The organism is Paraburkholderia sp. NPDC080076, from assembly GCF_050281145.1.
GTDB lineage: Bacteria > Pseudomonadota > Gammaproteobacteria > Burkholderiales > Burkholderiaceae > Paraburkholderia.
In genome coordinates this window covers 148,470-165,029 of record NZ_JBNNWQ010000001.1, presented here as the reverse complement: position 1 = coordinate 165,029, position 16,560 = coordinate 148,470, and the positions used below count along the sequence as shown (strand labels likewise).

At 63.4% G+C, this 16,560-nt stretch carries 19 protein-coding genes; 15 read left to right on the top strand and 4 right to left on the bottom strand.

Annotation, left to right across the window (positions count from 1 at the left end; genetic code table 11):
- Positions 1-168 precede the first annotated feature (168 nt).
- Entirely contained in the window at positions 169-1,209 is a 1,041-nt protein-coding gene (locus tag ACQKRQ_RS00710) for a fatty acid desaturase (RefSeq protein WP_427474673.1), read from the top strand.
- Positions 1,210-1,281: 72 nt separating this feature from the next.
- Entirely contained in the window at positions 1,282-1,626 is a 345-nt protein-coding gene (locus tag ACQKRQ_RS00705; RefSeq protein WP_408434249.1) for a non-heme iron oxygenase ferredoxin subunit, read from the top strand.
- Between the two features lie 72 nt (positions 1,627-1,698).
- On the opposite strand, the gene ACQKRQ_RS00700 is transcribed toward ACQKRQ_RS00705, so the two are convergent.
- On the bottom strand, positions 1,699-2,706 hold the full coding sequence (locus tag ACQKRQ_RS00700) for a LacI family DNA-binding transcriptional regulator (protein WP_408283723.1): 1,008 nt from the start codon (positions 2,704-2,706) through the stop codon (positions 1,699-1,701).
- Positions 2,707-3,094: 388 nt separating this feature from the next.
- On the opposite strand from ACQKRQ_RS00700, the gene ACQKRQ_RS00695 reads away from it, so the two are divergent.
- The 9 genes from ACQKRQ_RS00695 to ACQKRQ_RS00655 all read left to right on the top strand — a co-directional run bounded on the left by ACQKRQ_RS00695 (position 3,095) and on the right by ACQKRQ_RS00655 (position 10,787).
- Positions 3,095-3,919 carry an isocitrate lyase/PEP mutase family protein gene (locus ACQKRQ_RS00695; RefSeq protein ID WP_132378646.1) on the top strand — a complete coding sequence of 275 codons (825 nt, stop codon included), beginning with the start codon at positions 3,095-3,097 and terminating at the stop codon, positions 3,917-3,919.
- A 197-nt stretch (positions 3,920-4,116) separates the two neighbouring features.
- Positions 4,117-4,836: a hypothetical protein gene (locus tag ACQKRQ_RS00690; RefSeq protein ID WP_427474672.1), complete on the top strand. Its 720-nt coding sequence runs from the start codon at positions 4,117-4,119 to the stop codon at positions 4,834-4,836.
- Positions 4,837-4,956: 120 nt separating this feature from the next.
- Positions 4,957-5,883, top strand: coding sequence for a LysR substrate-binding domain-containing protein (locus tag ACQKRQ_RS00685; protein ID WP_427474671.1), 927 nt, complete (start codon positions 4,957-4,959; stop codon positions 5,881-5,883).
- Positions 5,884-6,013: 130 nt separating this feature from the next.
- Positions 6,014-7,147, top strand: coding sequence for an alkene reductase (locus ACQKRQ_RS00680; protein ID WP_427474670.1), 1,134 nt, complete (start codon positions 6,014-6,016; stop codon positions 7,145-7,147).
- Positions 7,148-7,348: 201 nt separating this feature from the next.
- Positions 7,349-7,792: a hypothetical protein gene (locus ACQKRQ_RS00675; protein WP_132378654.1), complete on the top strand. Its 444-nt coding sequence runs from the start codon at positions 7,349-7,351 to the stop codon at positions 7,790-7,792.
- A gap of 74 nt (positions 7,793-7,866) precedes the next feature.
- Positions 7,867-8,250: a hypothetical protein gene (locus tag ACQKRQ_RS00670; protein ID WP_427474669.1), complete on the top strand. Its 384-nt coding sequence runs from the start codon at positions 7,867-7,869 to the stop codon at positions 8,248-8,250.
- A gap of 152 nt (positions 8,251-8,402) precedes the next feature.
- Positions 8,403-9,566, top strand: a complete 1,164-nt coding sequence (locus ACQKRQ_RS00665; RefSeq protein WP_427474668.1) for a patatin-like phospholipase family protein — start codon at positions 8,403-8,405, stop codon at positions 9,564-9,566.
- 214 nt (positions 9,567-9,780) lie between these two features.
- Positions 9,781-10,491 carry an SDR family NAD(P)-dependent oxidoreductase gene (locus tag ACQKRQ_RS00660; RefSeq protein ID WP_408180257.1) on the top strand — a complete coding sequence of 237 codons (711 nt, stop codon included), beginning with the start codon at positions 9,781-9,783 and terminating at the stop codon, positions 10,489-10,491.
- 59 nt (positions 10,492-10,550) lie between these two features.
- Positions 10,551-10,787 carry a tautomerase family protein gene (locus tag ACQKRQ_RS00655; protein WP_132378662.1) on the top strand — a complete coding sequence of 79 codons (237 nt, stop codon included), beginning with the start codon at positions 10,551-10,553 and terminating at the stop codon, positions 10,785-10,787.
- Positions 10,788-10,828: 41 nt separating this feature from the next.
- On the opposite strand, the gene ACQKRQ_RS00650 is transcribed toward ACQKRQ_RS00655, so the two are convergent.
- Complete coding sequence (locus ACQKRQ_RS00650; RefSeq protein ID WP_427474667.1) at positions 10,829-11,929, bottom strand: NAD(P)H-dependent flavin oxidoreductase; 1,101 nt, start codon at positions 11,927-11,929, stop codon at positions 10,829-10,831.
- 164 nt (positions 11,930-12,093) lie between these two features.
- On the opposite strand from ACQKRQ_RS00650, the gene ACQKRQ_RS00645 reads away from it, so the two are divergent.
- Positions 12,094-13,005: a LysR family transcriptional regulator gene (locus tag ACQKRQ_RS00645; protein WP_408180255.1), complete on the top strand. Its 912-nt coding sequence runs from the start codon at positions 12,094-12,096 to the stop codon at positions 13,003-13,005.
- Positions 13,006-13,044: 39 nt separating this feature from the next.
- Here ACQKRQ_RS00645 and ACQKRQ_RS00640 read toward each other — a convergent pair whose 3' ends face one another.
- Positions 13,045-14,196, bottom strand: a complete 1,152-nt coding sequence (locus ACQKRQ_RS00640) for an FUSC family protein (RefSeq protein ID WP_243658339.1) — start codon at positions 14,194-14,196, stop codon at positions 13,045-13,047.
- Positions 14,197-14,475: 279 nt separating this feature from the next.
- Here ACQKRQ_RS00640 and ACQKRQ_RS00635 point away from each other — a divergent pair, with 279 nt between their 5' ends.
- The 3 genes from ACQKRQ_RS00635 to msrA all read left to right on the top strand — a co-directional run bounded on the left by ACQKRQ_RS00635 (position 14,476) and on the right by msrA (position 15,940).
- Positions 14,476-14,901: an Ohr family peroxiredoxin gene (locus ACQKRQ_RS00635; RefSeq protein WP_427474666.1), complete on the top strand. Its 426-nt coding sequence runs from the start codon at positions 14,476-14,478 to the stop codon at positions 14,899-14,901.
- An 88-nt stretch (positions 14,902-14,989) separates the two neighbouring features.
- A complete protein-coding gene (locus ACQKRQ_RS00630) occupies positions 14,990-15,262 on the top strand; it encodes a hypothetical protein (RefSeq protein ID WP_427474665.1) in 273 nt (90 codons plus the stop codon).
- A 171-nt stretch (positions 15,263-15,433) separates the two neighbouring features.
- Complete coding sequence (msrA, locus tag ACQKRQ_RS00625; protein ID WP_427474664.1) at positions 15,434-15,940, top strand: peptide-methionine (S)-S-oxide reductase MsrA; 507 nt, start codon at positions 15,434-15,436, stop codon at positions 15,938-15,940.
- A 128-nt stretch (positions 15,941-16,068) separates the two neighbouring features.
- Here the strand turns inward: msrA and ACQKRQ_RS00620 are convergent, their stop codons facing one another.
- Positions 16,069-16,530, bottom strand: coding sequence for a MarR family winged helix-turn-helix transcriptional regulator (locus tag ACQKRQ_RS00620; protein WP_121309326.1), 462 nt, complete (start codon positions 16,528-16,530; stop codon positions 16,069-16,071).
- Between the last annotated feature and the right edge of the window lie 30 nt (positions 16,531-16,560).

The following is a 16,560-nucleotide window of genomic DNA, read 5'->3' as shown; positions in this document are numbered from 1 at the left end:
CGATTGCCTTATCCGGCGCGGCCCGTAGGGCCATTGATGGAAAACCATCATTTTTCAGCGTGAACCCGCGCGTGCCTTCCTCTATCGTTGACCCAACGAAAAGCGCGCCTGGCCTTTCGCATTGACGGGAAGCCCGCAAATAGAGAACCGTCATCTGGAGACACCCCCATGTCCACGACTCCCGGCGTCGGTAGCACAGCCGCACCTCGCGTCACCGACACAGCCTTCGAAGACGGCATCGGCCAGCAGTGGTATCAGCCCGTCATTGCGCGCGCCGCGCTCAAGGAATTGATGAAGCGCAGCGACGCCGAAGGCTGGCGCAACTTTGGACTATGGCTGGCCTTGCTGATCGCGTCGGGTGTCGTCGCGGCAATGACATGGGGAAGCTGGTGGGCGGTGCCGGCGTTCTTCGTCTACGGCACGATCTATTCGTCGAGCGACGCGCGCTGGCACGAACTCGCGCACGGCACGCCGTTCAAGAGCCGCCGTGCCAACGACTTCTTCTATCACCTGTCGTCGTTCATGACGATTCGCGAAGCCTACTGGTGGCGCTGGAGCCACGCGCGGCACCACACGCACACCTACTTCCAGGCGCGTGACCCCGAGATCCAGGTCGCACGGCCGACCAAAGTCTGGCCGATCGTCATCGACTTTCTCGGCCTGATGGGCTGCACGGTGGAAATCGGCAAGGTCGTACGGCATGCATTCGGCCGCGTCGACGCCGCGACCGACGCGTTTCTCCCTGCCACCGAGAAACCCAAGATGTTCTGGTCCTGCCGCATCTACCTCGCGGTGGTGCTGGGCACGGTCGCGCTCGCGATCGCCATGCGCAGTTTCCTGCCGCTCATGTTCGTCTGGACGCCGCGCTTCTACGGCGGCTGGCTGCATCAGTTGCTCGGCCTTACGCAACATGCGGGACTCGCCGTCAACGTGAAGGATCATCGGCTGAACACGCGCACGGTGCATATCAATCCGGTGTTCCGCTTTCTCTACCTCAACATGAATTACCACCTCGAACATCATCTGCTGCCGATGGTGCCGTTCCACGCGCTGCCGCGTCTGCACGAAGCGATCAAGGACCAGTTGCCGCCGGCCTATCCGAGTCTTTTTGCGGCGTATCGCGAGATGCTGCCCGCGCTGTGGAAACAGCGCTCCGATCCTGCGCACGTGATCGAACGGAAGATCCCGGTCGAGGACGCGCCCGCATGACCGGCGCGCCGCATTCCCCGCACAGTCGAACGCTTGAACGCCCCTGAATCCCGTTGAACAATGGAGACTTTCGTGACCGTCGAAACCAGCAACATCAAGTGGGTGGTGGCCTGCGCCACCGGCGATATCGATGAAGAAGACGTGATTCGCTTCGACCACGCCGGCGCGAGCTACGCGGTGTACCGGATCGATCAGGGCTTCTTCGCATCCGACGGCTGGTGCACGCACGAACACGCACATCTCGCCGACGGCTTCGTCGTGAATCGCGAGATCGAATGTCCGCTGCATCAGGGGCGTTTCGACATTCCCACCGGCGAGCCGAAAAGCCCGCCTGTGTGCGTGCATCTGCAAACTTATCCGGTGCGTGTGGAGAACGGCGAAGTGCTGCTGGGCGTTCCCGCGAAGGACGAGTCATGACAAGCCATGCCGCGATGGTCATCGTCGGCGCCGGCCAGTACGGCACGCGAGCCGCGCATGCACGATGCGAGGCTAGTCGCTGAGCGGCAGATTCTCGCGCAATAGCACGGTGACGGGAATCTGATGCGGCAAGGCAACGCCCGGATCGCGATGATAGTGTCGCAGAACGATTTCAATGGAACGCATGGCTTCGCCGGCCGGATTCTGATCGAGCACGGCGTCGAGCGTGCCTTCTATCAGCAGCCGTCGCGAACTTTCGTTGAGTTCGTGACCGACGAACACCGTCGAGCGCGTGCGCTCGAGCGCCACGAGCGCCGCGCCGACGCCTTCGTTGCCGACGGAAATGTTGTAGATGCCGCGCAAGTCGGGATAGCGCCGGAAGGCGTCGCGAGTGAGCCGTTCGGTGATCACCGACTGCTCGCGGCTCTCCACGGTCTCTACGATGTCGCAGTTCGGAAAGCGCCGCCGCAGCACGGAACGAAAGCCGCTTTCGCGCTCTTCATGGCCGAGAAAATCATGCATGCCGGTCAGCACGAGCACCTTACCGCCCGCCTCGCCGATGAAGCGCCCGACCAGTTCGCCCGCGACACGTCCCGCGCAGCGGTTGTCCACGCCGACGTAGGCGAGCCGCCCCGTGCCCGGCAGATCGCTGGCGAGCGTCACGACCGGAATGGCGCGGCTGATCTGCCGCAGCGCCGCGGTAATGTCCGGATGCTCATACGCGACGATGACGAGCGCGTCGGCCTTCTGCGTGGCGCGGTGAATGGTGTCGACCACGCGCGCCGGATCGAGGCTGTCGAAGTAAGTGACCGCGCAGATCACGCGCTGCCCCTCGAACGTCTTTTGCGCCACTTCGAAGCCCTGCTTCAACGACACGTAGTAAGGCGACACCGGTTGCTGCAACAGGATCGCGATACGCAACCAGCGTACCGACACCGAGTCGAGCGCGCGGTCGATCTTCAGCTTGCGCGCCCATTCGAGCACGCTCATTTCCTTCGCGCGCGACACGCCGCCTCGCCCGTTCAGCACTCGGTCGACGGTCGCCTCGCTGACACCGGCGGCCTTCGCGATGTCGGTCATGCTCGTTTTGCGGCGTGTGGAGCTGGGCATTCGCGTCGGGCTGACAGAAAGAGGAAGCGACGATGACCGGATCATCGCATCCCGGCTGTGGCGCATCAAGCCATGCCGCCGGTTGCGTAAACATCGATCGGGGACGTCAACGAGCTGCCTCGTCAGTGCGCGTCGAAAGGCGCGCTCGCGAGGCTGGCGAGCAGCGACACCTCTCCGAACATACGTATGTCGCACACAAAAGAGTAAATTTCACGGATGATGAGACCCGCCGCAAGCGGCTCCGCCAGGCCGACGAACCGCTCACCGCGGACACCGAAACCGACTTCCCGGTCGTGGACCTCGAGGTCGCATAACCAGTACGGGCAGTTCAGGCTCGCCCGCTTTCAGGAGATACGCCATGTCCCGCACCGTCGCCGAGAAGCGCGCCGCGTTCAAAGCGCTGCACACGTCCGGTTGCTTCGTCCTGCCCAATCCGTGGGATGCCGGCAGCGCGCGCTATCTGCATACGCTCGGCTTCCAGGCGCTCGCCACGACCAGTTCCGGCTTTGCCTGGTCCACCGGACACGCCGACAACACATTGCCGCGCGAGGCGATCCTCGCGCACCTGCGTAAGATCGTCGAAGCAACCGACCTGCCCGTCAACGCGGACTTCGAGAACGGCTTCGGCAGCACGCCGAACGAGGTCGCGGAAAGCGTCAGGCTCGCCGTCGAAACCGGCGTGGCCGGCCTGTCGATCGAAGACTCCACGGGCGACGCCGCCGCTCCGCTCTTTCCTGTCGAGGTCGCCGTCGAACGGATCAGCGCCGCGCGCCGCGCCATCGACGAAAACGGCGGCGATACGCTGCTGGTCGGCCGGGCGGAGAACTTCTTCGCCGGCTCGCCCGATCTCGACGACGCGATCGCGCGCCTCAAGGCCTATGCCGCGGCCGGCGCCGATTGCCTGTACGCGCCGGGCATCCAGACGCGCGAGCAGATCGAGGCCGTGGTCGCCGCCGTGGCGCCGAAACCCGTCAATCTGCTGATCGGTTCGACGTCGGCGTTCACGCTGCAGGACGTGGCCGCGCTCGGCGTGCGGCGCATCAGTGTCGGCGGGGCGTTGGCCCGCGCCGCGTGGGGTGGCTTCATGCAGGCGGCACAGTCGCTTGCGCAGGGCCGCTTCGACGGCTTTGCCGGCGCGGCGCCGGGCTCGCAACTCAATGAGCTGTTCCAGAACCGTGCTTGAAGCGTGATGACGCGGCTTGCGGCTAACGCGCCTCATAGCGTCGGATAGCCGGCATAGCCGCGCCCGCGCGTGATTGACCGGAAAGACGGAACATTTGACGTACGGTGAATTCCGTATGTCAGATAGGATACTTTGGCTTCCAGAATATCCGAGCCAGCACCCTGCCGTTACCCGCGTCAACTCACGAGGTGGAACCCATGAACGATCTCCTGGCATTCGCTGTCGACGCACATGGTGGGATGGAACGCTGGGATAGCTTCACGCGACTCTCCGCCGAACTGTCCGTCGACGGCGCCATCTGGCATGTCAAGCAACAGCCTGGACTGCTGGTCGACAAGCGTATCGACCTCACGACGCATACTGAGAAGCTGACCATTACCCCGTTCACGGCGCCCAATCTGCGCAGCGTGTTTGTGCCCGAGCGCCTGACGCTGGAAACGCTCGACGGCGCGGTCACCGAAACGCGCGAGCATCCGGAGGCCGCTTTTGCCGGTCAGACGCTCGAGACGCCGTGGGACAAATTTCACGTGGCGTACTTCGCCAGCGAAGCGCTCTGGACCTATCTGACTTCGCCTTTCCTCTACACCTATCCGGGTTTCGAAAGCGAGGAGATCGAGCCGTGGCATGAGAATGGCGAAACCTGGCGCCGTCTGAAGGTGACGTTTCCCGAACACATCGCGAGTCACACGCGTACGCAGATTACCCATCTCGGCCCCGATGGACTGATGCGCCGCCATGACTACACCGTCGATATTCTCGGCGGCGCGACCGGTGCGAATTATGTCAGCGAATATCGCGAGTTCCAGGGTATCCAGATGCCGACGCGGCGTCGCATCTACGCCTATGACAGCGCGATGCAGAAGGTGCCGGAACCCTTGCTCGTCGCGCTCGACTTCGGCCATATCGAATTCCAGTAAACCGCTTGCGGCAGGACGCAAGCGCCCGCGGGCCATAAAAGGATCGGCGAACTCGATGTATGATCGGATCGCACCGCCCGCCGGTGCGGCTCGAGCGAGCCAATTCAACAGGGGTGGCCGTTGGACAAATTTCAGGCGATGCAGGCTTTTGTGCGCGTGGTGGAAACGGGAACGTTCACGAGAGCCTCCGAGACCCTGAACATCCCCAAGCCGACCGTCACCCGGCTGATTCAAACGCTCGAAGCGGAGTTGGACACCAAGCTGCTCAACCGCACCACCCGCAAGGTCAGCCCCACCACCGACGGCACCGCTTACTACGAGCGTGCCGTGCGGCTCCTCAACGAACTCCAGGAACTCGAAGGCGTGATGGCGCGCTCGAAGAGCAATCCTCGCGGCCGTCTGCGCGTCGATTTTCCGGTGCCGATCGGGCTCGGCCTCATCATCCCCGCGCTGCCCGATTTCGTCGCGCGCTACCCGGATATCAAGCTCGACTTCGGTGTCAGCGACCGGCCGCTCGATCTCGTGGCGGAAAACATCGATTGCGTCGTGCGCACCGGCAAGGTCACCGACCAGTCGCTGGTCGCGCGACGGCTCGGCGAAGTGCGCCAGGTGCTTTGCGCGACCCCGGACTACTGGAAACGGCATGGCCGCCCCAAGCATCCCTCGGAACTGGAACATGGGCACGTGGTGATCCAGATGGTCGCGGCGCGAACCGGACGGGCGTTCCCGCTCGCGGTCACCAGAAACGGCGAGAAAGTCGACGTGACGCCCGAGCGCACGCTGACCGCGAACGATTCGACGGCCTGTCTCGCGATGGGCCTGTCCGGTCTGGGCGTCGTGCATGCGCTGACGTTTCTCGGCCGGATGCATTTCGAAAGCGGCGCACTGGAACCGGCCTTTGCCGATTGGTGGGCCGACCCCATTCCCGTGTACGTCGTCTATCCGCCGAACCGGCATTTGAGCGCCAAGGTCCGCGTATTCGTCGACTGGCTGGTCGCCCTGTTCGCGGCCAGCGACACGGCGCACAAACCGGCGCTGCGCACGTAAAGCCGGCCACCCGAGATTGTTTCACCTGTGAAATAAAGTGGGATCGTCACGCCTATTTATTGCGGAATGGCGATCACCTACTCTGTGTCCATCAACTCAACGCAGGCACTCCACAGAGAAGGTGATCGACATGTCTGAACTCTTCAATCCCATCAAGCTGGGTCCTTATCAATTGCAGCATCGCGTCGTGATGGCGCCGCTCACACGCATGCGTTCGGCGAAGGGCGACGTGCCCAATCCATTGATGCGCGAATACTACGAGCAGCGCGCTTCGGCGGGCGGCTTCATCGTGTCGGAAGCGACTGTCGTGTCGGCGAACGGCAACGGCTACCTCGGCGCACCCGGAATCTACTCGGATGCGCAGATTCCCGGCTGGAAGACAATCACTGAGACCGTGCATGCAAAAGGCGGCCGCATTTTCCTGCAGTTGTTCCATGCGGGCCGCCAGTCGCATCGCGATATGCAACCGGATCGCGTGCTGCCTGTCGGCCCGTCTGAAATCGAATCGGAAGGACTCGCCTACACTGCCAGCGGCTGGGTGCCGAGCACGCCGAATCGCGCGCTCACCGAAGCCGAAGTCGTAGCGCTGGTCGAAGACTTTCGCTCGGCAGCACAGCGCGGTTTGGAAGCGGGATTCGACGGCGTCGAAATTCACGGTGCGAACGGCTATATCATCGACCAGTTTCTGCATGACGGCAGCAACCAGCGTAACGACGGGTACGGCGGTTCGATCGAGAATCGCGCGCGTTTCCTGCTCGAAGTCACGCAGGCTGCGATCTCCGTTTGGGGCAGCGATCGCGTGGCCGTGCGCATCGGGCGCAGCGGCTCGTTCGGCGACATGTCGGATAGCGATCCCGTCGCGCTCTTCACGCATGTCGTGAAAGAACTCGACAAGCTCGATCTCGCCTACCTCCATCTGATCGAACCGCGCATAGCGGGTAACGCAGCCGACGAAAGCCGGGATCAGAATCCGATCGCCGCGCGCCGGTTCCGCCAGTCGTATCGCGGCACGATCATCGCGGCCGGTGGATTCGACGCCGACTCGGCGCAAGCGATTCTTGCCGAACGCAGCGCCGACCTGGTGGCGTTCGGTCGTTACTTCATCTCCAATCCTGACTTGCCCGAACGTTTTCGCCACAAACTGCCGCTGAATGACTACGATCGCGACACGTTCTACGGCGGCACGGCTGTCGGCTACACCGACTACCCGTTCTACCGGGCGCCTGAAGCGAGCCGTGACGCGGCGCTGGAATTGGCCGCCTGATCACGGGTAAGAGCACGCACATGGGGACACGTCCCGCGCCGCTCGAACGCGCTCGCGCGTGCGGCGCGAGACGCGCTTCCGCCCCAGATGCACGACGCCGCCAAAGTTCGCTGACGCACGTACGCTGTTCACGCAGCCATGAGAGACTGATGACTAGCGTGCGTTCAAGCCTGTCGACGCCCGCAGTTTGGGCCGCCAGTTATGGAACCTCGTCCTTTCAGAGTGCTTGCCGCACTCCTCGTCTCAAGCGTCGGCTTCTGCCCGGCGGCCTCGCATGCCTACGCGCTCGACGACCAGTTCGACTGCCAGGCGCGTCCCCACGCGTTCATCACGAAACTCATCGACGACAAGTACATCGAGTCCAATCCCATGCGGGTCGACAAGAACTCTGTCAACGCGTTTCGTCCCGTGCACGGCAGCGACATGACCGTTTTCGGCTTTCGCGTCTACGCCGTGCTCGGCTACGAGCCTGACGACGGGATGTTCAAGAAAGGCCGCGGCCAGGCTCTCGCGGGCCCGTTATACGGCGTCGTGCTGTCCGCGCCGAGCGAGTCGGTCGAAACGCGCGTGCGCGCGGCCGGAAGCACCGCCAAGGTGCACTCGGTCATTCCGTTGCTGCTGACCGCGGTGATCTGCACCGATTGACGAAGGGCGGCCGGGCGTCGCGGTGCTATGCTTTTCGCTCCTCATCGCCCACGTCGCCAAGGACTTCACGCCCGATGCCCTCATCCGTGCGCAACTCGCTCATCTGGATCTTCGACGCGTTCGAGCGCGATCCGACTTACATCAGCAAGCGGATGTTCGGCAGCGACGCCGCTTATATCGATGGACTCTTGTGCCTGATCGCCGCGGATCGCGACAAGCCGTGGAATGGCCTGCTGGTGTGCACGTCACACGAACGTCACGCCGCGCTGATCGAAGAAATACCGGCCTTGCGGCCGCATCCCGTGCTCGGCAAATGGCTCTACATACCGCAAGACGATCCGGCGTTTGAAACTGTCACCGAACGGTTGACGGCGCTGGTGCTCGCCCGCGATCCGCGCGTGGGCGTCGAGCCGAAGCCGCGAGAGCGCAGCAGAAAATCCAGGCTGCCGAAGGCGTAAAGCGTCGCGCCGCTCAAACGCTCGGCTCACCCGCGTGTTTGCGCCTGCCGCCCGGCTCCACGGTTTGACTAAATTCACCACTGCCGGTGATGGTGCGGATCCATACCGTGGCAAAATCAGCGGCACCGCAGCAGGTGTCCAGGAGGCTTGTCATGGGCAACGAAACGCACGTCGAACACGAGACCGGCGCAGCCGGCGGGCCGGACGCCCCACCGGACATTCCCGGCCAGATTGTCCTGGTCTTTCAGGGCGGCGGCGCCCTCGGCGCGTACCAGGCGGGCGTGTATCAGGCACTTCATGACGGCAAAGTCGAACCGCACTGGGTCATTGGCACGTCGATTGGCGCGATAAATGGCGCGATCATCGCCGGCAATCTGCCCGAGAACCGCATGGCGCGCTTGACCCAGTTCTGGAACGGCGTGGCGCGTCATGGCATCGAGGCGGCAAACTGGCTGCCGGGACTCGCAAACTGGCTGCGCGACCTTGCCACGGTCACTCAAGGTGTGCCGTCGTTTTTCACTCCACAGTTGCAATCCTGGGCGGGCATTCAGGCACGCGTCCGTTCCGATCAGGCAGCTTTCTATTCAACCGGACCGCTGCGCGAAACCTTGTCCTCGCTAGTCGATTTCGACTACCTGAATCAGAAGGCGACGCGGCTGACAGTCGGCACAGTCAATGTCCGCAGCGGACGCATGCGCTACTTCACCAATCGCGACGCGCTGCTCGACGTCGAACACGTGATGGCCTCCGCCGCTTTTCCGCCCGGCTTCCCAGCGGTGCAACTGGAAGGCGAATCGTACTGGGACGGTGGTATCTATTCGAATACGCCGCTCGAAGCCGTGCTCGACGACCGCCCGCGGCGCGACTCGGTGATTTTTTCGGTGCAGTTATGGCCTTCGAGCGGTCCGGAACCCGAATCGATCTTGCAGGTCATGAGCCGGCAGCGCGACATTCAGTATTCGAGCCGCGCGGAAAGTCATCTCGATCGACAGAAGCAGATTCACCGTTTGCGCCACGTGATTCGTGAACTCGGACAGCATCTGCCCGAAGAGGTACGCGACGATCCGCAGGTGCGCGACCTCCTCGGCTGGGGTTGCGGCACCACGATGCGAGTGCTGGAACTCGACGCACCGGCATTCGATAACGATGACCTGAACAGGGATATCGATTTTTCGTCGGCGGGCATCAAGCGGCGCTGGCTTGCGGGTTACGAAGACACGGTCCGCTTGCTGAAGCGCGCGCCCTGGCGGGAATCACTGGACCCGATGGAAGGCCTCTCGGTCTTTCGGATGGCCTCGGCGGAAAGCCAAAAATAATCGCGTTAGCGCCGCCGGCAGCGACTAGCGACGCCGGGCGCGGCGTAAGCCTCGCGCGCCCAACCGCCGCAAATCCCATTTGTACCTCGCACGCAAGACTGTTTGTCCATGGCGGGTGTTCGAGATCGGCGCCGATGCGCCTAGATTTCATACCCATCGGAGCCGCTGGCCCGATCAGCATTTGATCCCAAGTTACTTATCCGGAGATTTAGCCATGAACACGTCACAAAAAGTCGTCGTCGTTACGGGCGCATCGCAAGGCATCGGCGCCGAACTGGTCAACGCGTTTCGCAAGCTCGACTACCGCGTCGTCGCCACCGCACGTTCGGTCAAGCCCTCGGAAGATCCCAACGTCCTGACCGTGGCAGGCGATATCGGCGACCCGGCCACCGCGCAGCGCGTGATTGCCGAAGCCATTGCCCGCTTTGGCCGCATCGACACGCTCGTCAACAACGCCGGCATCTTCGTCGCCAAGCCCTTCACCAGCTATACGGCCGAAGACTACGCAAACGTCACCGCCGTGAACCTCAACGGCTTCTTTTTCATCACGCAACTCGCCATTGCCGAGATGGAAAAGAATGGCAGCGGCCACGTGGTCAGCATTTCGACGAGCCTCGTCGACCACGCTATCGACGGCGTACCGTCGGTGCTGGCCTCGCTGACCAAGGGCGGCCTGAACGCGGCCACGAAGTCGCTGGCCATCGAATACGCGAAGAGAGGCATCCGCGCGAACGCCGTCTCGCCGGGCATCATCAAGTCGCCCATGCATGCGCAAGAAACCCATGCGGCGCTCGGCGGGCTGCATCCTGTCGGGCACATGGGCGAAATGAGCGATATCGTGGGCGCTGTCCTGTATCTGGATTCAGCGCCGTTCGTGACGGGCGAAATCCTGCATGTCGACGGCGGCCAGAGCGCGGGCCACTGATCACGCCAGGGCGCCGCTGATCGGCGCCTTCACGTCAACCGAGGATTACGGAGAACGCCATGCCTATCGTCACAATTCAGGTGACCCGCGAAGGTTCCAAACCCGGCAACGATGCCGTCACAGCCGACGAAAAAGCCCAGCTCATCGCAGGCGTCAGTCAGGTGCTGCTGGACGTGCTGAACAAGCCGCTCGCAGCGACCTTCGTTGTCATCGAAGAAGTGGACACCGAAAACTGGGGCTGGGGCGGATTGCCGGTCGAAGCCTATCGCAAGCAGCTGGCCCAGAAGCCGGGTTGAGCGCCGGGCGGGGATCGCTCTACCCGTTGGCCTTCCAGTTTTTAGTTCGCGAACTGCCGCAGCTGCTCGATGCTCTGCTTCAGTTCGCGCTCCAGCTGGACCATCAGTTCCGCCGCGGGCATCGACCTTGCCAGCGCGGCGGCCTGGCCTGCCCAATGCGCGCCGTAGCCGAACTCGCCTTTCGCCTTCGCTGCCGCATTCAGCGCCTTACCGGCGTCGTAGGCAATCGGATAGGCGGCCGGCCTGGGTGAATGCGGGTCGGCGCCAAGCGCCGTGAAGCTGTTCGCCATGCTTCTCGCCAGCCGCCCGGAGATCGCCGCCGTGAACGTCGTGCGGCGAGCCGCCTCGCCGAGCATCGCGCGACGATAACCCTCGTCGATCGACGTTTCCGGGCACGTCACAAAGGCCGTGCCAAGCTGCGCGGCCTGAGCGCCGAGCGCGAGCGCCGCCGCAATGCCGGCGCCGTCCATGATGCCGCCGGCGGCGATCACCGGCAGCCGGCATTCCCTGGCCAGCAAACGCGTCAGGGCGAACGTGCCCAACCTGTCGTCGAATGCATCCGGGTCGAACACACCGCGATGCCCGCCGGCCTCGATCCCTTGCGCCACGATCGCATCGACGCCGGCCGCTTCGACCTGCGCCGCTTCCTCCAGATTGGTCGCACTGGCAAGCAGCTTGATGCCCGCCTTCCTCAGTTCGGCGATGACATCGGCGGAAGGCAAGCCGAAGTGGAAACTGACGATCGCCGGCTTCTCCTCCAGAAAAACCGCCAGCATGGCGGGATCCGCAAGAAAGCTCGTGTAGATCTCCGACAGCTTGGCCGGCGGCGTTGCCCCATATTTTTCGAAGTGCGGCGCAAGCCAGCTCAACCATTGCTGCTCGAGCGCCGCGTCCGCTTGCGCAGGCTGATGGCAGAACACGTTGATGTTGAACGGCTTGCCCGTCAGCGCGCGCGTCTCCCTGATCACCTTGCGCGCGCCGTCAGCGTTCATCGCTCCGACGCCCAGCGAGCCGAGCCCGCCCGCATTGGAAACTGCCGCAGCCAGGGCGGGCGTGGTGACGCCGGCCATCGGCGCCTGAATGATCGGTTTGTCGATGCCCAGCACGTGCAGCAAGGCGCGGTTGTCGGTCTGATTGCTCATGTCGCTTCCTCATCGAGTCTCACTACAATATAGTCCTGATATTCCGTTTGAACCCTTGTTCCGCATCCAACGTGGCCGCGCCGCCGTTGCGTTCGCGCTGCGGCCGTTCCGGGCGGCGTTCTGCCCGGACAAGACAGCGCGATCAGGCACTTCGCCGAGAGACCATGCAGCGTCAATTTGAAGATGTCCTTCTGGGCAGTATCGAACTGTTCTGTCTCGCGGCCGAACTGGAGAGTTTCACCGAGGCCGCCAACGCCGCGAGCGTCACGCCGGCCGCCGTCAGTCGTACGGTCGCGCGTCTGGAAGAGCGCCTCGGCGTGCGATTGTTCGTGCGGACCACCCGACAGATCCGCCTAACCGATGCGGGACGACGCTACTTCGAACAATGTCGTCTGGCGCTGGCCCAGCTCGCCGAAGCCGAGCGCGAAGCGACCGGACAGCAAACCGCGCCGACCGGCGTGCTGCGCATCAGCATGCCGACGCCGTATGGACACTACCGCGTGCTTCCCCTGCTGGCCGAGTTTCGCAAGCGCTATCCGGGCGTGACGGTGGAAACGCATCTCAGCAATCGCAACATCGATTTTGGCGAAGAAGGCTTCGACCTGGCCATTCGCGGCGCGGCGCCCGGAGACTCCGGGCTGATCGCGCGCACGATCGAGGACGCGGAACTGGTGGTCATCGCTTCGCCGGCTTATCTGCGTGGCGCCGCCAAGCTGAAAACGCCGGACGACCTGATCCATCACGACTGTGTCCAGTACGCGTTGCCGAGCACCGGCCGCAATCTTCCGTGGCTGTTCAAGTACGAAGGCGAAGTTGTCGAGACGATGACGAGCGGCGCTTGCACGTCATCGGGCGACGTGCTTGCCGGGGCGACGCTCGCGCGTCACGGTGCGGGTATTTTTCAAACCTACCGGTTCATTGTCGAGAAAGACCTTGCTGAGGGAACGCTCAAGGAATTGCTCATTCCCTATGGCGGTTGCTCGCGGCCGTTCGTGCTGCTTTATCCGCATGCGCGGCATCTGTCCTCGCGCGTGCGCAGTTTCGTCGACTTCCTGATGGAAAAGCTGGGGTCGTAGGCTTGCGGACGGTCGCGCGACGCTCTCCACCACGGCCCGTCACAAGCGCAGCGGGAAGATGAACTTCGCCGCCAGCAGTCCAAGCACGCCGCCTAGGAGCGTCTCCCAGGCGCGCGCGCCAAGAATCGAAATGGAGTGCACGCCGCCGATCGCCAGTGTCACGATCAGCGTGAAGGCGAACGCTCCGCAAGCGATGTCGTAGCGATCGGGCAACGTCATCGCGTAGACGATCATGGCGGCCGCGACGGCGGCCCAGGCGAGCAGCGGCGCGTGCTCGACGAGCGGCAGGCAGGCTAGACCCACCGGAACGCCGATCAACGTACCGATGATCCGTCGGCGCACCCGTTCCGCCGTGCCGCTCGCGGAGCCCGCAACCACGTAGGTGCTTGCCGTGATCGCCCACGCGGACTCCTTGAGTCCGATCGTCTCGTTCAGGACAACGACGACCAGCGCGCCGCTTGCCGCCTGCAGGCCCATGATGAGTTCAGCCGAAAGCATCCAGCGATCCGGCACGTTGACAGGCGAAAGCACCGTCATGGCGGGACGCTCCGCCGGGCCGCTGAGCAACCGCGGAACGATGCACGCGATGATCGCGATCAGTCCCGCCACCCCGACCGCCGGCAGATCGACCGTCGTCAGATGGACGTTGTAGGCCAGCAATTGGCCGATGTATATCTGGGAGCCCATTCCCGCGCCCAGAATGCCGAAGCGCTTGAGATAGCCGACCAGAAAGGCGCCTGTGACGAGCGTCAGTTCCGGGCCCGATTTGCCGATCGACTGCAGGAGCGGGGCGAATGCGATGAACATGGCCGCGCCGAGCACGGCGGCGGCACACAGGAGTGCCAGGTCGCGGCTGGATTCGGGCCGCGAGACGCGCGCTTCCGAGACGCTGGCCCACAGCGCGAAGTTGCCGGCCAGCGAGGCGACGAGCGTCGCGCCGGGCAAACCATGCGTGATGTCCTGCAACGTCCCGAGCGCAGCGGCGATGCCGTAGGCGGTGATAAGCCGCAGTCCCTTGATCCGGCGATGCGTGCCGGGATCGATCTGTTCCAGCCATGTCGTCGCTCTTCTTAGGACGCCACGCCCGTCCTCGCCCGTGGGTTCGCCTCGAATGCCATCGCTCGCCGCGCGGTTTTGCGCGTCGGCGCTGGTCTCTTTCTTGTCGTTCTCCGGGATCGTCGTTCGCTTCACGGCGTTGGGCGCGTCGGATTGGGCTACCCGTAGTCTAGTTGATCGGAACGGCGTGGACCGGTCGGAAATCGTGGTCAGCGGCTTGTTTCGCCAACCCGGTTAAGACAACCGCTTCCTGACGGCCATCGACCAATCGCGGCTTTGGCCATCAAAAATCGCATGCGATTTAATCTCATACGCTTGACAAGGCCAAATTTCTTCTTCATTATGCGACGCATGCGATCGCATCGCATGCGATTTAAAGCGATTAGCCACCCTCTCTCTTTCAAGGAATTCAGCATGACCAAGATCGAAGCCGTCCTGCTCACCGGCAAAACCCACACGAAGTTCAGCGGCCGCGGCGGCCGCGTCGACCTCAATCTGTCGACGGCCAAAGGCGCCGGTGACGACATCGCGTTCCCGGCCGTCCAGGCGCATCCGACCGCGGAGCAGCTGTTCGCGGGCGCCTGGTCGGCCTGTTACATCTCCGCGATCGGCCTCGTGGCTCAGGCGAAGAAGGTGACGCTTCCGGCCGATCTGTCGGTGGATATCGAGGTGGATCTGGGCATGACCGGCGACGCCTACTTCCTGCAGGCACGCTTCGACGTCAGCGTGCCGGGCGTGGCGCGCGAAGTCGCCGAGGCCCTCGCGCACGAAGCGCACGAAATCTGCCCGTATTCGAAAGCAACACGCGGAAACATCGACGTCGTGGTCAACGTGGTCTGATCCTTTTCCATCACAGAACCGGCTTTTCGGGGCGCGATCCGGCAAGGCTCGCGCCTCTTACCAAACATCTTTTAAGCGGAGTTCCATCATGAAAACCAAATTCGTTGCTGCATTGCTCGTCGCACTTTCTGCTTCCGCCGCCGCGCCCGCGTTCGCCAGCGGCTATGGTCCGGCCCCCTTCTATCGCCCTTCGGTCGGCGCCCCGGCGTCGCAACGCGGGCAGAGCGCGCAAACCGTCGCGGCGAGTGCCGACGACGCAGCCAACTCGCAGGCGGCGTATGGCGGTGTCGTCTCCGGCCACTCCGAGTCCGCGAGCCGCGCCGCCGTCGCGCTTCACGACAATCTTTACGCACGTCACTAAAGCGCGCCGCCGGCCGCCGCACGCAGCGCGGCCGGTTAGCTTGCCAATGCCCCAGGTCGGCACGATGGGCTTTGCCCGCCGGCCGACTGGCCTGGCCGATCTCTGGCATGCTTGCGGGACCGCAGCCGATAAAACGGCGAGCCAACCACTGACGAAAAGGATTGGATTGAAATGACGACGCAAACCGAAACCGCCATCCTGGCCGGCGGCTGCTTCTGGGGCATGCAAGACCTGCTGCGGCGCTATCCCGGCGTGCTGTCCACGCGTGTGGGCTACACGGGCGGCGACGTGCCCAACGCCACTTACCGCAACCACGGCACGCACGCAGAGGCGCTCGAAATCGTGTTCGACCCGCGCCAGATCAGCTATCGCAAGATCCTAGAGTTTTTCTTCCAGATCCACGATCCGACGACGAAGAACCGCCAGGGCAACGACATCGGCATGAGCTACCGCTCGGCCATCTTCTATCTCGACGATGAGCAGAAGCGAGTGGCCGAGCACACCGTCGCCGACGTCGAGGCATCGGATCTCTGGCCCGGCAAGGTCGTCACCGAGATCGTTCCCGCCGGCCCGTTCTGGGAAGCCGAGCCGGAACATCAGGACTATCTGGAGCGCATTCCCGACGGATACACGTGCCACTTCGTCCGCCCGAACTGGAAGCTGCCCGAGCGCGGCTGAAGGTTAAATCAAGCGCCAACGATCGAGCAACGCTGTGGCGCAAAGAAGAAGAAGCCTGCGGACATCGTTCGCGGGCTTCTTCGTTTTGAAAGGCGCTTGATGCGCGCATGGATCGCGTGATCCGCCGCTCATTCCCCGTTCTGAACCGCCTTGACGAGATTGTTGCGCAGCGTCACGATCGCCTTCTGCACTTTTGAGAACTCGTCCGGCGCGAGGCCGGTTGCTTCGACGAGGTCCATGTTCAGGCCTTTTTCGCGCAAACGCCGACCGCTTTTCGTCAAGCCGACCCGCACCTGACGCTCGTCTTCGGGATCCCGTTGCCGTTCCACATAGCCCGCCGCCTCCAGCTTCTTCAGGATCGGCGTGAGCGTGTTGGACTCCAGGAACAGTTTCTCGCCCAGACTGCTGACGGTCTGGTTGTCCTCCTCCCACAGCGCAATGATCGTGATGTATTGCGTATAGGTGAGCCCAAGCTCTTCGAGAATCGGCTTGTATGCCTTGCCGAACGCCAGGTTCGCGGAATAGACCGCAAAGCACAGGAAGTCGGAGAGCTTCACATCCGCGGAAGCTGGTTGGTCGGTCGATTTCATCTGCGTCCTCGTTGAGTAGAGGCTAACGCC

Coding starts and splice junctions, on each gene's coding strand:
- ACQKRQ_RS00710 (WP_427474673.1), top strand. CDS start 169: ATGTCCACGACTCCCGGCGTCGGTAGCACAGCCGCACCTCGCGTCACC.
- ACQKRQ_RS00700 (WP_408283723.1), bottom strand. CDS start 2,706: ATGACCGACATCGCGAAGGCCGCCGGTGTCAGCGAGGCGACCGTCGAC.
- ACQKRQ_RS00695 (WP_132378646.1), top strand. CDS start 3,095: ATGTCCCGCACCGTCGCCGAGAAGCGCGCCGCGTTCAAAGCGCTGCAC.
- ACQKRQ_RS00690 (WP_427474672.1), top strand. CDS start 4,117: ATGAACGATCTCCTGGCATTCGCTGTCGACGCACATGGTGGGATGGAA.
- ACQKRQ_RS00680 (WP_427474670.1), top strand. CDS start 6,014: ATGTCTGAACTCTTCAATCCCATCAAGCTGGGTCCTTATCAATTGCAG.
- ACQKRQ_RS00675 (WP_132378654.1), top strand. CDS start 7,349: ATGGAACCTCGTCCTTTCAGAGTGCTTGCCGCACTCCTCGTCTCAAGC.
- ACQKRQ_RS00670 (WP_427474669.1), top strand. CDS start 7,867: ATGCCCTCATCCGTGCGCAACTCGCTCATCTGGATCTTCGACGCGTTC.
- ACQKRQ_RS00665 (WP_427474668.1), top strand. CDS start 8,403: ATGGGCAACGAAACGCACGTCGAACACGAGACCGGCGCAGCCGGCGGG.
- ACQKRQ_RS00660 (WP_408180257.1), top strand. CDS start 9,781: ATGAACACGTCACAAAAAGTCGTCGTCGTTACGGGCGCATCGCAAGGC.
- ACQKRQ_RS00655 (WP_132378662.1), top strand. CDS start 10,551: ATGCCTATCGTCACAATTCAGGTGACCCGCGAAGGTTCCAAACCCGGC.
- ACQKRQ_RS00650 (WP_427474667.1), bottom strand. CDS start 11,929: ATGAGCAATCAGACCGACAACCGCGCCTTGCTGCACGTGCTGGGCATC.
- ACQKRQ_RS00645 (WP_408180255.1), top strand. CDS start 12,094: ATGCAGCGTCAATTTGAAGATGTCCTTCTGGGCAGTATCGAACTGTTC.
- ACQKRQ_RS00635 (WP_427474666.1), top strand. CDS start 14,476: ATGACCAAGATCGAAGCCGTCCTGCTCACCGGCAAAACCCACACGAAG.
- ACQKRQ_RS00630 (WP_427474665.1), top strand. CDS start 14,990: ATGAAAACCAAATTCGTTGCTGCATTGCTCGTCGCACTTTCTGCTTCC.
- msrA (WP_427474664.1), top strand. CDS start 15,434: ATGACGACGCAAACCGAAACCGCCATCCTGGCCGGCGGCTGCTTCTGG.
- ACQKRQ_RS00620 (WP_121309326.1), bottom strand. CDS start 16,530: ATGAAATCGACCGACCAACCAGCTTCCGCGGATGTGAAGCTCTCCGAC.